The following is a 14923-nucleotide window of genomic DNA, read 5'->3' as shown; positions in this document are numbered from 1 at the left end:
ACACTCGATTTATTGCAAAGACCTCCGTAAATATTCAGCCGTAATCGTTTTCCCATGCCATGCCATCTCTGACGGAGTTCCGGTAAAGACAATTTCCCCTCCGGATGTTCCGCCATCCGGACCGATGTCAATCACATAATCTGCCAGCTTTACCACATCCATATTGTGTTCTATCACAATTACCGTATTGCCCCGCTTTACAAAACTGTCCAAAAGCTCCATGACTGCCTGTACATCCGAAGCATGAAGCCCCGTTGTCGGTTCATCCAGCACGTAGATATTGCCTCTCTTATCCAGATATTTTGCCAGTTTCACCCTCTGGCGCTCTCCGCCGGATAACGTAGACAGAGGCTGCCCCAATGATAGATAGGATAACCCAACCTCCACCATAGCATGTACAGCTTTGCGAATCTTTGGACAGCCTGAAAAAAACTCTTCTGCTTCTTCCGCATTCATGTCCAGAATATCCACAATATTTTTTCCATGATAGGAATACGAAAGGGCTTCTTCACTGTACCGGCTGCCGCCGCAGGCCTCACAGGTGGTCGTCACCGGATCCATGAAAACCAGCTCTGTCACAATCACTCCCCGTCCTTTACAGTCCGGGCATGCCCCTTTACTGTTAAAGGAAAACAAGCCTGCACCTACACCGTTCTCTTTCGCCAGCAGTTTACGTATATCATCGAAAAATCCTAAAAAAGTTGCAGGCGTAGAGCGTCCTGTGGCCGTCACCGGAGATTGATCCACTAAAATCACCCGTTCCTCATACTGCTTTGCAAAAATATCACGAATCAGAGAACTCTTCCCCGAACCCGCCACACCGGTCACAGCGGTCAATACATTTAGTGGAATATCAGCGGAAACATTCTTCAGGTTATGGATATTTGCGTTTCGGACCGGAAGAAACCCTTCCGGTTTTCTGGTCGTTTCTTTCAATGGTATCAACGCTTTCATGGCATTACCTGTTAGAGTGCCAGAATCCAAAAGCCCGGTATAGCTTCCCTGATATAGGATTTCCCCGCCTTTTCTCCCCGCCAACGGTCCGATATCAATCACTTCATCTGCAATGGAAATCACATCCTTGTCATGCTCCACCACCAAAACACTGTTCCCCTTGTCCCGCAAGGACAAGAGCAATTTTGTCATACGGTGGACATCCCGCGGATGCATTCCGGTACTCGGCTCATCAAATATATAAGTCATTCCGGTAAGCGCACTTCCCATATACCGCACAAGCTTAAGACGCTGCGCCTCACCGCCTGATAAAGTGGCAGACTCCCGGTTCAGGGAAAGATAAGGAAGCCCAATGTCGATCATCCGGGTCAGAGTTGTAACCAGCCCTTCTGCAATCGACTTGCCCCTTGGATCTGTAATGGTTTCCAACACTTTCCGAAGCTCTGTAAGCTCCATCCCGCACATCTCGTTAATGCTGTAACCTGCAACTTTGCAGGAAAGCGCTGCAGAATTTAAGCGTTTCCCATGACAGAGCGGACATTCCAGAGGATGCACATAATTTGCCAGACGTTTCATGGATGTCTCGCTCATATCGGAATAGTCACGTTTCAGAAGCAGGCGGCTCATCATATTATGGATTCCCTCTACTTGCTTCGACACACGCTCTCCGCCCTGTTCCCTGGAGCCATATAGCAGGAGGTTGCGTTCCTCTTCCGTATAATCACGCCATTTTTTTTCAAGGTCAAATAAACCGCTTCCTATATACTGTTTCCAATACCAGTTATTCACATGAAATGTAGGGAGATCCACCATCCCCTCATTCCAGCTCTTGTCCTCTGCAATCAACGGCAAAATATCAAGCTCCATCACCTTACCGATTCCAAAGCATTCCGGACACATCCCGTTTGGATTATTGAAAGAAAAATAGGAAGCTGTACCCACATACGGTTCCCCGATACGTGAATAGAGAAGACGCAAGGCAGAATACATATCGCTGATCGTCCCTACGGTAGACCGGGCATTCCCTCCAAGCCTTGTCTGGTCAATGATGACCGATGCAGACAGATTTTCAATCTTCTCTGCTTTCGGCTTCTCAAACTTGGGGAGCCTGCTCCGAATATATGCCGTATACGTTTCATTCATCTGCCGCTGGCTCTCTGCGGCAATCGTATCGAATACAATACTGGACTTTCCGGAACCGGAAACTCCGGTAAATACAATAATTTTTTCTTTTGGAATTTCAAGAGAAATATTTTTCAGGTTATTCTGGCACAATCCCTTTATGATAATGCTGTCTTGATGCGGCATATCTGTTCCCCTTTCTTAAATTTTCTGTTCGCATTATAGCATTGTTCCAGAATATAGTCTCGACTTTTTTTGGCATTTTTAATCCGGTTCTCCTGTCTCATTAGACAGCGCTTTCCCTCACGATAGCAGAAAAATTTATTGCAAACCGTTTTCCAGAGCATTTTCAACAGCTTTCTTTATGACCTTGCTTGAGTTGGTCGCACCCGATATGGCATCCACATCAATCTTCTGTTCCGAAACAATCTGATCCACAATCGTCTCTGCCACCTGTCCGCGTTCATTTTTATGCTCTAATATCCTGATTTTCTCAATCTCTTTATTTTGTACTGTAACTTCAACCTTCGCATAAATGAAATTGACATTGCATTCTCCAATATAAACTCCGTCGGCAACATCACTGATACGGACATCTCCAATGGAAATTTCCTGTACTGCCTGCTTATAATCCCATACACTTTTCAAATAAACTGTCAGAACAATCAGTCCTAAAAAAACCGTGGCTGCAGCAACGCCTACAAGCAACTTTTTATTATGTTGTCTCATTTGAATCGCCTCTCAATCTTTCTCAAGATGTGGTCTGGTACGGCCTTCCTCTTTCCTGTATTGGCACAGACGATTTTCCCAATTGGTTTCATACCGGCAGTTTTAAAAAATTCATCCATATTACGGATTGCGCCTCTGCTTTGCCCGAATATCCAGGAAAACGGAGCCGGGGTATTACAGGCGGTCAGCAACATATATTTCTTTCCGCACAATCTTGGTTTGGGGAAAGCTCTCGTCTCTTCCATAGCAATTCCAAGCAACCGGTCAAAAAGATTTTTCACAGGAGCCGGAACATTTGCCCAATATACGGGAGCAGCAAGGATCACGACCTGACATGCCCCAAGCTGAGAAGTAATTTCATGGATATCATCCTTCAGCACACATTGCTCTGTCTTTAAACATGCCCTGCATCCTGTACAATAGGCAAGATTTTTTTCATATAAATTGATTTTGGTAACGGCATATCCCGCTTTTTCTGCCACATTAACAGAATGTTTCAACATAGTTGCTGTAATTCCACTCGAATGAGGGCTCCCTAAAATCGCAAGCGCTTGCTTCTGGATCATTGTTTTACCTCCATACCTGCAATAGACTGGTAGATCATATCAAATCCACATTGAAGAAATTGTTCTTTGGATAATCCCATGGACTGTTTGATGTAATCCGCTTTACTTGCCGTAAACTGAATCAGCCCTGACAACATTCCCCAACAGGAAAACGAAACAGGCGCAATGTCTAAATCTGCCCGCAAGTCGCCCTTTACCATACCGGACATCAAAACAGTCTTTATCATTTCATTAATCTCTTCTCCCACCTGAAAAGTTTCCCTTTCCTCCGGATAGAAGTCCTGGCTCTCAAAATGAAACTTTATTTTTTCCAGCGTCATTTTGAAATAGAACGGATATTCTTCCTGGTACCGTACCAGTTCCTTGCAGATAAGGTCATACTTTGAACGTGTGGATTCCTGATGCTGTATGGCAGATGAGATGTAGGCGCAGAGCTTTTTCATGCTGCCCAATACCAATACGCTGACAATTTCTTCCTTGCTTTCAAAATACACATAAAGCGTTGCCTTACTGTAACCTGCTGCTTTTGCAATATCATCCATAGATGTCTGGGAAATTCCCTTTTCCATAAAAAGCACGGCTGCAGCAGAGGCAATGTTCTCCCGATGCACGCCTCTCGGTTCTTTTTTTCTTCTTCCCATAATCCCTCCAATAATTAAACTATTAGTTTAATTATATGGAAAAGGCTTTCGTTTGTCAATGTTTCTCTGAATAGCTTAGACTGTTCTTTCTGTTTTTTATATCATATTTCCATTCTTTCGACTTTCCGTACCATATTAAATGTCAACAGGAGCCCCGTCACAAATATTACAGATGACAAGCTGAACATAATCGCAAAGCTTTGATTGATATCCGCTGCCATATTCACCAACAGCATACTGAGTAGAATCGCACTGATAATTGTCATTGAATTAGATTTTTTTATAAATCCAATGCGTAAAGAACAAAGGGTGATTCCATCCGCAAGACATGCCAGTACCAAGGCATTTCGATATGCTATAGCAATATCTATAAACTGCAGATTATCGTCCAACAGTGAAAACATATAACCTGTAAGTGCAAATACGATAAAGCTGCCAAATGTACATACAAGTATTGAAGCAGAAACAAACAGCAACAACAGTTTAATTTTGGCCCATACTATACTTTTCCTATCAACGGGGTATGTGAACAAAAGAATTACATTTGCACCGCTGTACTCCCTTATCACATACCGGTATCCCATGGCAGATGCTAAAGCTGAAAATGACATAAGTCCGACAGCCCCTCCCATAGCTGACCGCATTTGCCGGATACCCATAGGGTCGAGGCCGTTGACTGGTTCGTCCAATACCAGAAGCTTCGGTGAATGGCTGATTGCCCTGGCAATGGCCAGCCGCTGCTTCATGCCGAGAGAAAATTTAGAAACCGGCTTCTTTCCGGTATCAGCAAGCCCCACCATCTGCAAACTATTATCAATGGCTGTTGACTTACATCCCATATAAGCCAAATGAATCTCCAAATTTTCTCTCGCTGACAAATGCTCATAAAATACCTGCGTTTCAATCAAGATTCCCATCTCTTTCAGAAATTTTCTGTCCTGAACCTGAATTTCTTCTCCATCAAATTGAATGGCTCCTGCATTTGGCTGCAGTAAACCGGAGATTAATTTGAACGTAGTGGACTTTCCGGCGCCGTTTGCACCGAGTAGCCCATAGATAGTGCCGCGTTCCACACTCATATTGAGATGCCGCAGCACTTCCTTTCCATCAAAGACCTTGACTACTTCACGAACTTGTACCATCTTCGTTTCCTCCTACATACCACATGAATTAATTCCGCTTAATGGCCTTGCATCCAATCTTGTCTTACACCCAAGTTTTTTTGCAATACAGCACATCACGAATCTTTGAACATATCGGAGCGGGCCATTCGCAATGCGGATCTGCTTTGCCGAAAGATATTCCGGTATCGAGAAAGACTCCATGATTTCAGGCCGGAAATAACCATCCTTTCCAAACTGCTGTCCGGCTTCCACAAATGGCTGCAACAGTTTTGCTCCTAGTCTTCCTCCCATCAGGCTGAGACCGAACATATCTCCTTTGATGATCGTTCCGCCATACGCACATCCAAGCTGTGCCGGAAGCATTTTTAAGAATTCTTCGCAGCATCGTCCTTGAGATACTTCCGGGAATCCTCCCTGCAGGAGAAAGGATATTTGGGTTCCCGGCTGTTCCTTTGCAGATACACCTGCTAAAAACTCCAGCATAATCCCTGGCACATTCTCTACATAAAGCGGCAGGGCAAACAGGACATTCTCATTCTCTTCAAACGCAGCCTTTGCTCTCTTCCACTGTTTTCGGTCTGAGAGATACCAAGTCTCCGATGTATTCCCGCTGCTATTCAAACCCGCGCCAAATGCAGCAAGGATCTTCGCAGTGTTGCTCTTAGACTGTGTACGGGCAGCACCGCTGATCATTACGAAATGCATACAGCCATCTCCTTCCACGCTTCAATTGGATATGCCCCCAGACTGATTCCATGAAAATTCAAACAAAACCGACTCATCCAGTGTGATAAATAATCCTTATTTCCTTCACCTGCATATAGAAGCCCGAATTGGAATTCTTTTTTATAACGAGGAACATGGCGTGTCTGTCCGTTTTCAATTCTGGTATACATAGTCGCCATGGGCAGCATCCGGTCTATTATATTTTTCATTTTATAGCCAACAAATCCTAGTGTCGTATCAGAGATAAAAACAGTAACATCATATTGCAAATAAGCCCTTAGGATCTGTTCGTAATCATCTTTGACAGCGCAAATACCAGGTGTTTTTAACCAACAGGCATTGCAGCCAATACAAGGTGTTATCTTCATATCTTTTATATAAAATGTCTTACACTCCGCCGTCTTTTCCTCCAGGCGGCATATTGCTTTTTCTGCCAGCAGATGCTCTTTAGGCAATGTATTGATAATTAACAGCCTCATTCTTTTTTCTCCCTTCTATTCAATAGGGCCAAAAAAAACCGGCCCTGCAAATAATACTGTAAAGCCGGTGGAATCCCCCAAGTCAAGAGGAAAGTGTAATTCATTTTAGAGGAACCCATACTTCGTAAATGTGTTTGTCTATATCCTCATTTGGCATCGCCATACGGACAAAAATATACACCATACCGCGAAACGCTGCCTGATTTTCTTTTGCCCATGCATGGCACAGAGAAAACATCTTTTCCGGAACCGAAGTGTCATTATTATCTGCAAGCAATGTGGTATACAGGCATTTTCCATGCTCCAGATAAACATTTTGCTTCTCATGTTCTATTTTTCCGGCAGGTTTTACTACATACATTTCTGAGCCTTTGTAACCTGTTTCATCAAAAGTAAGCGTCCGAACCATGCTTGAAAGAATATCCTCATTCTCCACGTTGAGAAACCGCAGCACTTTATTCCTGTACTCTCCAAAGGAAGCTACGGAAGGAAACCGCTCTGCCACATAATAAAGCGGTAGTTCCCGGATCTCAAGCTTACCGGTATTCTCGGAAAACTCCTGATAAAAACGCTGTGTCTCCTTCAGACGCTTCTGCATCTGAGAAAGCCGGTCTATCTGAGCCTGCAGGCTGTCTGACTGTTGCTGAAGCTTTTCGGCATATTCCTCTGGCTTTGCCTCTAGTATTCCTTTGATGGCAACTGGTGAAAATCCCCGTTTCTTATAGAAATCAATCGCCATCAGACGGGAGATGTCAAACAAGTCAAATTCACGATATCTGCTATACTGCCCTCTTTTCGGCTTGATAAGTCCGATTTCCTCATAATACCGCAGGGTTTCACGGGTAAACCCCAGATGTTCAAAAATATCTTTCATATGATAAACCGCCGATTCCGCAATATCTACAAGTATGTCGCCAACTGCCTGACTCTCTTTTGCTTTGATAGTATCTCTGGAATAACGCTTATCCAAGGGTTTTGGAGCGTCGGCCGGAATAAACCAGGTCTTTCCTTTTTTTACAGCGCCCTCTATCCTTCCGGCCTCACAATAATAAGCAGCCATCCGGCTGGACACTTTCCATTTATTTGCAATCTCTGCAGCAGTGAGATAATCCATTTCCATCCCTCCTGCATCTATTATATTTCAGATACCTGAAATATAATAGAAAGTAACCTTGGATTTATAAAAATTATCACCAGCTTGGCATTCCTTTGCCTAACAGGAAATATTATAGTATTTGTGATTTCATTTATTTCTCCCGTTCTTTATGTGACTTGATGATTCGCAAAAAATCTACGGGAAGCAAAAGCACCTGTTTCTATAAAAATAAATGCTGTCGGAATAACCCATATTGCATATAATATGCCGTTATCCATTTGTTCTATTGACATGAGAGAAACAAATTGAGCATGATACATAGGTAAAAGCCCTATAAACCGAAACAATGGATTACTTTCCGAAATGGGTAATACAGCAGGGAAAAAGTACACTGCCGCTGAAGCAACCAGAGCCACCATCTGATTCCTGCTGATAGCTGAGATTAGCAGCGTAATTCCCGCAACACTCAATGTTCCCGTAAAAGCCAGCAAAACTTGATATTTCAGCAAAGTTCCACAGGTAATATTAAAAGGAATATACCCATTATCAAATGGCATAGGCGCAAAAAGAACGCTGCAATTCAATCCATCTCTTCCATATAGAACAAATGCAAACAAAATATTGACGGCAGCTACTGCCAGTGTCACTATAAATGCAGCAATCAAACCAGCGCCCACTTTCGCCGCCCCACATTTCGTCCTTCCATATCTACTTGTAAGGATAATATTATCCACTCCGCCATATTCACCACAGAAAACAGGTGCGGTCATAATAACAATAACCAGCGAAAGAATGAAAAAAATCTTAACCATGTTCTGGCTCGTTGTAAGCCAGCCGTCAACATAACCAATCCTGACTTCCTCACCGCCAAATGCATCCGAAACACGAACACCGTTCCAGTTTCCATTCATATCAGAAAACCGCGTAAAAACTGCAGACTGCAGAGCGTTATGATAGAGATACGCAGCATTCATTCCATGTAAGTTCGTTTGGGCAGCAAAGTCATTCATCATTTGCTGAACTTTTTCATCTGTCAATACTCCCTCATATTTCGCCGCAATCTCCTTATCAATCTCTACGGCTGTTTTTCCTGTCCCTTCCTTGCTCACTCCATCAAATGCGTATTTATTTTGATAGCTGGAAAACCCCAAAATGGCAGAAAAAAACAGTACAAAAAGCAAAGCAATCTGTGTCAGGCGTTTTGAAAATATTTTTCGTAATTCAAATTGAATTAGTTTTTTCATTCTTCTGTGCCTCCTTTGAAATAAAATAGATACAAATCTTCCAAATTAGGCTGCACCTGCGAAGCATCTGCCATAGGCGGATGATCTGCAATGATCCGTAAAACCGTTTTGTTATTATTCATGTTGCGCAAATTGCTGGTGTTAAATGCTGCTGCATATTTCTCCGCCTTTGCCGATGGGACAATGCACTCCCACACCTGCCCATTGATTTCAGACGTGATCTCCTGTGGTTTCCCGAAGTGAATAATTGAACCGGATTTCATCATAATAATTTCCTCTGCAATAAACTCTACATCAGAAACAATGTGGGTAGATAAGATTACGATACGATCTTTTGCAAATGCACTGATCAGATTACGAAAACGGACACGCTCTTTAGGGTCAAGCCCTGCTGTCGGCTCGTCTAAGATTAATATACGCGGGTTATTCAACATTGCCTGTGCAATTCCCAATCGCTGTTTCATACCGCCGGAAAAGGTTTTAATTTTATGTCTGCTTTCTGCAGATAATCCTACCTCTTCAAGTAATTCGTTTGATTTTTTCTGCGCCGCTTTTTCACCCACTCCCTTTAGAGCTGCAACATACAGCAGAAAATCAAGTGCGGTAAAATCGGGGTAATACGCAAAATGCTGCGGCAGATATCCCAAAAGATTCCTATACTTTTCTCCAAGCCCTGCAATGTTTTTCCCATTCAGAAATATTCTTCCAGAAGTAGGTTTTTGAAGATTGCACAGCAGTCTCATAAATGTAGTTTTCCCCGCGCCATTTGCCCCCAATAGTCCATAAACACCATTTGATAAAGTAATGTTCAAATCATTTACGGCTGTCTTCCCGCCAAATTGTTTGGTCAGCCCGACTGTTTTTAAAACCATGTCAAACTTCCTTTCCTATGTTTTTATGACGAGTATAACGCGTAAATTTCAACTTTTTATCTACAAAGAAAGATTTTTGAAAAATGCAGATACCATAGCTCCATTCGGCGTATTATCAATGTTCAGATATCCGCCATGATGTTCGCAGAGCAGCCTGCAGATATATAATCCAAGGCCAAAGTGTTCCGCACGGTCTTCTTCTGTGAAATATGGATTCGTTACCTTACGTACAATATTCTTATCAAAGCCTTTTCCGTCATCCAATACCATGATCAGCAATCCTTTATTCTGTAAAGAAAAAGACAATGTAATGGACGTCCGGGCATAGCGGACGGCATTTGCTAACAGATTATTGCATACTTGTAAAATGAACGCTCTATCTATAAAAAGTTCACAGGCAGGCACCTCATTTTGCAGGTGCAATGCTTTTCTATTTTGTGTACATACCATTTGTGCGTTTTCCTGTAGAGAAGACAAAAACGGCTGCAGAGAAACCGCCTCGTACTTCGGCTGTGTGTCCTCCAAACGCCTGAGACTGCTCATACTGCTTACATAAGCCTCCATACGGGATATGTGTTTTCCCATAGTAGCAGCGATTTTTCTTGTCCGTTCATCTGCATCTACCTGCAGCATTTCATTGTAGCCTTTTAATACTGTAAGCGGGGTACGCAAATCATGAGCAAATGCCGCATTAAGTGCTTTCCGTTCTTCGACCTGCTTCCACATTTCAGAAAAATTATTTACAAGAGCCGTGCGCATGATTTCAAAGGAATCCACAAGCTCCCCCAACTCATCCTTACTGTCGTATCCTACCGCAAAATCCAAGTCATTATTTGATATTTTTTCAGCCGCAATGCGCAAGTTTGCAAGCGGCTTTTTCAGCTTGTCCCTGTAAAACAGAAATGCCGCCGCTATAATACATAATGCGGAATAGACAGGTGCAGCAATCGTAGAAAACAGTTCTAATAAAGTGATAATACGTTCATCCTGCCCGGAAGGCATAACAGGTACATTCCCGATATAGGTGCCGTCGCCCAGTCGTTTGCCCTGCTCATTTGTCAGGTAATATTTTTCACCGGCCGACGGGTAAGACTTCCTTATTGTATCCACTGTGTTATCGCATATGGAAATTGTCATGATAGAGAGAATAAGAGCAAGTACCGCAAAAACTGCCACGTAGAGCACCAGACTTTTCCTAAGAGATAAATTCAGTCTATAGTGCTTTATTTTCTCCATTTGTATCCGCACCCCCAAACTGTTTCAATATATGCCCTGTCCGTATATGCTGCAATCTTTGACCGTATCCTTCGGATATGCTCCGCCACAACACTGCTGTCCCCCATGCTGTCATAACCCCAAATGCGCTCATAAATCCGTTCTTTCGTAAAAACCTGTCCCGGATTTTGAGATAACAGTTCCACAATATCAAATTCTTTTTTAGCAAGACCAAGACGCTGCCCCTCAAAGAAAAGGCAGCGCTCTGAATAATCAACCGTCAGGTCACCGGAGAACTTGATCTGTGCATCAAAGGTACGCCTTGCTTCCCGGCGCAAATGCGCAGTCACCCTTGCTTCAAGCTCCATAAGGGAAAAGGGCTTGACAATATAATCATCACCGCCGACGGCAAACCCTTTTACTTTGTCTGTATCTTCTATTCGCGCAGTCAAGAAAAGAATAGGGCAGGACACATAATCCCGAATACGTTCGCAAACCTTCAGGCCATCCAGTCCGGGCATATTAATATCAAGCAAGATAATATCCGGTTCCTGTTCCACTTGCTTTAATGCTTCTGTTCCATTTACGGCTGACAGGACAAAATATCCTTTGCTTTCAAAAAAGGCACGAAGCATTGACACAATATCTGCTTCATCATCCGCTATTAATATTTTTTTACGCATGCTGGCATCTCCCCAATTGCCTGGCTTCCTTTTTTCTCTACTGAAACCGCAATTCTCTTAATCCGAGAGGCTAACTCCCCGTTTTTCTCCAGAAAGACTGCCCCATAAGATTCTGCCCTCTTTATTTCCATACTGTCAATATCACCGGACATCAAAATAAACGGTATATTCATGTCGCTCCGTATCATCTCCTGTAGCAGAATAACACCTGTCTCACCGCGCATATGCAAATCAGAACAGACCAAATTGACCTTTTTATTTTTCAGAATCTCCATTGCCGCATTCACTCCCGACGTTGTATATACGATAAACTCTTTCCTAAACACACGCTCCAGAATCTTTAAGCAATCGAAATTATCATCTACAAATAATATTTTAATCATTGATTAACCTCAAATTATCTTTCCAAAATCTATGGCGCACTGATTGTATCCACGTATCTGCCTATTCTGCCGTCTTACCTTTTCACATACATCAAATCCTGTTCCATCCGGTAAAGTAACATCAAGCAGTAATAGATCGTACTCACTGATAATTGACAGGGACTCAAGGGCTTTTTCCACTGTCCGTACAACCGTAACATCAAATCCGTTCTTCCCTAGAGAATACTTGAGTCCATCTACCAGACTCACATCGTCCTCTAATAATAATATTTTACTTATCTTTAGCCATCTCCTGCCACACAGATATTTTCTTTCATATGCTCATGGGCAGCACATCAAAATCTTCTGATTTAAAGTTAGAATAGTATCTCCCTTTTTCAGCAGTAAATTTTAAAACACAATAATCAGGATCTGTCACGCCCTGGGGATAATACATAGTATCACCCTCAAGCCAGATCATCTGCTTAGCTTCAGCATCCTCTAAAACCTCCATGGTGCCAATCAGCATAACTCCACGGAAAAAACGTTTGTCATAAAAATAAATGCTGGCATTTGGATTTTCCCTGTATTGAGCTACCCGCATAGAAGATGTATTAGTTGTAAACCAAAATTCCTTGATTCCCACTCGTTTTCTGGGCGGCAGCATAGCTTTCATATTTGGGAAACCTTCCGCGGAAATCGAGGCAATGAATGAAACTTTCTGCTTATCTATTAAGTTTCCTATTGTTTGTTCTGGATTTCTCATTTTGTCGTCTCCTCCACTCTTTTCAGCAGCGTTCCCGTCTCCAGTATATTTCCTCTTAGAAAGGCATTAACTTTCATCCGCTTTTTCCTAGGAAGCTGCACTTCTTTACTTGCTTAATCCTCCAACTTACAATTTTGCTATCGCTTTTCTGAGATCTGCAATATACCCGACCTGCTGCTTTTTCAGATACCCCTTTACAAACAAATTCATAATCGGGTTCTTCACCTGGACTTGTTCTGTAAAAGTAATCTGTGTACCATCATCGCAGCTCTCAAATATGCCGCTCCAGTGACCTCTCATGTTCTGATTTTCCATATCAAAGCGGTATTCTCGGTATGGCTCCTTTGCAGTGATCCGAAAATGTGTTACAAATTTATCCCTTGTATACTCGTCAAAACGATTTTCATCAATTATTTCGATTTTAGATAAATCACTTCGCCATTCAAAATTCTCATTATCTGTAACAATATCCCAGACCGTTTTACAATCACAGGGAAATTGTGCTGTCACTCTTGAGATCTTCACTGGACGTCCCTCCACTCTTTTATTGTTTTTTCCAGAAGATCCATTTTAGTTCCATCGTTTGAACACAATAATCTCTGCATCAGTTCCAAAGCCGCTGTACTCAGACACCATGAGGTATTTCTCGTCAGCGATGATCCCGTAGCACCTGTCGCTGTCCTTTTTTTGCAGCTGGTTCCCCAGATAGATCCTGTTGTCATCCCAAAACTTTACAATCTGGCTGTTGGGAAGGGCATATTCAATGTTGGCAAAGGAACCTTTCAGCGCATTCAGCTCTGTTACTTCTTCCATATCCGGAATGTGAAGCGCATTGAAGGCCGCAATCAGCTTTTCTTTCAATTCACTTAACGCTGTCTTGCCTTTTTTACAGCATTGTGCAACAAGGCATTCCGCCCCAAAAGGCTGGCCTCCTGTTGCCGCACACCCGTTACAAGTGCTGCTTAATTCACAGTTCGTACAATCAATTCCACAAATAGATTTCATTATGTTTTCCTCCGTATACATTATTACTCCATAGCTTTCCGGTAATAAAAAAATTCTTTCATTGCTACAAAGATAATTTTATTGTATCTACTTTATCCATTACTTTCAACGAGACAGTCCACTTTTGCAAAATAAAGTGCCATATTTGCAAATTTAGGGAAAAATTTAGCGAGAGCTGTAACCACATTGGTTACAGCTCTCGCTATTTTGGACTAATCATTTCTCGAAAGCCTCTTCACTTTTGATAACCCCGTGTATCTTTTCATCATAAAAACCAACAAAATCCCCAAACAGCTCCAAATCTAATGAATTGAACCTTTTTTCCCTGTCAAGGTTTTTATGTATATAGTCAGCTCTATCCTTCGAAAACCGTTCTTTGTTTTCGGAGACATTATAATCGTAATCCAGTGTTTCAAGCCATTTGTCAAATTCCGCATTAAATTCATCCCTATAGGTTTCATCATTGAAATAATTATGTCCCTTATCCTGGAAATGAATGAAACGAAACCGGGAATCATCTTTATATTTTTCATAATAAATGTCGTAGCCGTATTTGGCTGGAACAACTTCATCATCCAAACTATGCAGGATCATAATGGCGGCATCGCTCTCTGAAAATCCGTCCATCGCAGTATTTGAGGCATAGCCGCCGTATTTCATCCTCTCGTGGAGCTTCACAAACGGCAATATAAGATAGATACCGTTCCCTGCCTGTTTTTTCCCCTCTGCTTCAAACATATCCGATGAAGAGTTAAAACCGGAACACGCGATAACTGCTTTTACTTCAGGATGATAGGTAAGTACACTGCAAACACTGTAACCGCCCCAGCTATGCCCGAATAAAACGATTGGCAGATCTGGGAAATTCCCACTTTCTTCCACAAATGTGATTGCATAGTCAAGATCTATGACTCCCTGTGGAAGTCCTCCAACTCCTTCACCTTCGCTTTCATCATTTCCCGTAGCATCATAAGAAAAAACACAGTATCCATGATGCGCGAAATAATTTGCGCAGTCCATATAAGAGTTGTGCCCGCCACCGCCAAATCCGTGAGACATTACAACGATTCCATGCGGTTTTTCCTCCGTGGTGTACAGATATCCCGTCAATTTCTGTCCCTTATTGGAAACAAACTCATATTTCGTGCGCTGCAATCCGTCAAAATCATCAACATGCCGTATAAACGCCTCATCACTTTCAAAACGCTGGTTAAAATTTTCGTTGTATATTATCACGGATAATGCCCAATCTCCGGCAATGAACAGCACAATAACTACAGATAATACAATAATGAGAATTTTTCTCTTGGATTTCATTTTCATATTGGTCACCTATTCT

General features: G+C 42.4%; 17 protein-coding genes and 1 pseudogene. All 18 read right to left on the bottom strand.

What is annotated here, in order from left to right:
* Positions 1-9: 9 nt before the first annotated feature.
* Positions 10-2262 (bottom strand): ATP-binding cassette domain-containing protein, encoded by a 2253-nt coding sequence (locus VSQ62_RS30260; RefSeq protein WP_334638574.1) that lies wholly within the window; start codon positions 2260-2262, stop codon positions 10-12.
* A 135-nt stretch (positions 2263-2397) separates the two neighbouring features.
* Positions 2398-2805, bottom strand: a complete 408-nt coding sequence (locus tag VSQ62_RS30255) for an FMN-binding protein (RefSeq protein WP_016220831.1) — start codon at positions 2803-2805, stop codon at positions 2398-2400.
* Positions 2802-3371 carry a flavodoxin family protein gene (locus VSQ62_RS30250; RefSeq protein WP_016220832.1) on the bottom strand — a complete coding sequence of 190 codons (570 nt, stop codon included), beginning with the start codon at positions 3369-3371 and terminating at the stop codon, positions 2802-2804. The genes VSQ62_RS30255 and VSQ62_RS30250 overlap by 4 nt, the downstream gene beginning before the upstream one ends.
* Positions 3368-4012, bottom strand: a complete 645-nt coding sequence (locus tag VSQ62_RS30245; protein ID WP_160282108.1) for a TetR/AcrR family transcriptional regulator — start codon at positions 4010-4012, stop codon at positions 3368-3370. Before VSQ62_RS30245 ends, VSQ62_RS30250 begins: the two co-directional genes overlap by 4 nt.
* Positions 4013-4113: 101 nt before the next feature.
* On the bottom strand, positions 4114-5154 hold the full coding sequence (locus VSQ62_RS30240; protein ID WP_334638573.1) for an ATP-binding cassette domain-containing protein: 1041 nt from the start codon (positions 5152-5154) through the stop codon (positions 4114-4116).
* 12 nt (positions 5155-5166) lie between these two features.
* Positions 5167-5841 (bottom strand): hypothetical protein, encoded by a 675-nt coding sequence (locus tag VSQ62_RS30235; protein WP_016220835.1) that lies wholly within the window; start codon positions 5839-5841, stop codon positions 5167-5169.
* Positions 5829-6341, bottom strand: coding sequence for a flavodoxin family protein (locus VSQ62_RS30230; protein ID WP_016220836.1), 513 nt, complete (start codon positions 6339-6341; stop codon positions 5829-5831). Before VSQ62_RS30230 ends, VSQ62_RS30235 begins: the two co-directional genes overlap by 13 nt.
* 100 nt (positions 6342-6441) lie before the next feature.
* The gene (locus tag VSQ62_RS30225; RefSeq protein WP_159757452.1) at positions 6442-7455 is read right to left on the bottom strand and encodes a MerR family transcriptional regulator; all 1014 of its coding nucleotides are present in this window, start codon (positions 7453-7455) and stop codon (positions 6442-6444) included.
* 149 nt (positions 7456-7604) lie between these two features.
* Complete coding sequence (locus VSQ62_RS30220; RefSeq protein WP_160282106.1) at positions 7605-8681, bottom strand: ABC transporter permease; 1077 nt, start codon at positions 8679-8681, stop codon at positions 7605-7607.
* Complete coding sequence (locus tag VSQ62_RS30215) at positions 8678-9553, bottom strand: ABC transporter ATP-binding protein (RefSeq protein ID WP_160282105.1); 876 nt, start codon at positions 9551-9553, stop codon at positions 8678-8680. The genes VSQ62_RS30220 and VSQ62_RS30215 overlap by 4 nt, the downstream gene beginning before the upstream one ends.
* Before the next feature lie 60 nt (positions 9554-9613).
* Positions 9614-10789 carry a HAMP domain-containing sensor histidine kinase gene (locus tag VSQ62_RS30210; RefSeq protein WP_334638572.1) on the bottom strand — a complete coding sequence of 392 codons (1176 nt, stop codon included), beginning with the start codon at positions 10787-10789 and terminating at the stop codon, positions 9614-9616.
* Entirely contained in the window at positions 10777-11451 is a 675-nt protein-coding gene (locus VSQ62_RS30205; protein WP_160282103.1) for a response regulator transcription factor, read from the bottom strand. The genes VSQ62_RS30210 and VSQ62_RS30205 overlap by 13 nt, the downstream gene beginning before the upstream one ends.
* Positions 11433-11834, bottom strand: a complete 402-nt coding sequence (locus VSQ62_RS30200; protein ID WP_334638571.1) for a response regulator — start codon at positions 11832-11834, stop codon at positions 11433-11435. The genes VSQ62_RS30205 and VSQ62_RS30200 overlap by 19 nt, the downstream gene beginning before the upstream one ends.
* A 54-nt stretch (positions 11835-11888) precedes the next feature.
* Positions 11889-12113: pseudogene (locus VSQ62_RS30195) on the bottom strand (response regulator transcription factor); the annotation flags it as partial.
* Positions 12114-12147: 34 nt separating this feature from the next.
* Positions 12148-12579 (bottom strand): pyridoxamine 5'-phosphate oxidase family protein, encoded by a 432-nt coding sequence (locus tag VSQ62_RS30190; RefSeq protein ID WP_159757440.1) that lies wholly within the window; start codon positions 12577-12579, stop codon positions 12148-12150.
* 126 nt (positions 12580-12705) lie between these two features.
* Positions 12706-13104 (bottom strand): SRPBCC family protein, encoded by a 399-nt coding sequence (locus tag VSQ62_RS30185; RefSeq protein ID WP_160282101.1) that lies wholly within the window; start codon positions 13102-13104, stop codon positions 12706-12708.
* Between the two features lie 45 nt (positions 13105-13149).
* The gene (locus tag VSQ62_RS30180) at positions 13150-13584 is read right to left on the bottom strand and encodes a DUF3795 domain-containing protein (protein WP_160282100.1); all 435 of its coding nucleotides are present in this window, start codon (positions 13582-13584) and stop codon (positions 13150-13152) included.
* Between the two features lie 216 nt (positions 13585-13800).
* Entirely contained in the window at positions 13801-14907 is a 1107-nt protein-coding gene (locus tag VSQ62_RS30175) for an alpha/beta hydrolase (RefSeq protein WP_160282127.1), read from the bottom strand.
* Positions 14908-14923: the final 16 nt, after the last annotated feature.

This window comes from Sporofaciens sp. JLR.KK001 (assembly GCF_036941055.1).
In the GTDB taxonomy this organism is placed as follows: Bacteria; Bacillota; Clostridia; order Lachnospirales; family Lachnospiraceae; genus Sporofaciens.
Note: the sequence above shows the minus strand (reverse complement) of the source record. Positions and strands in the feature narration are given on the sequence as shown.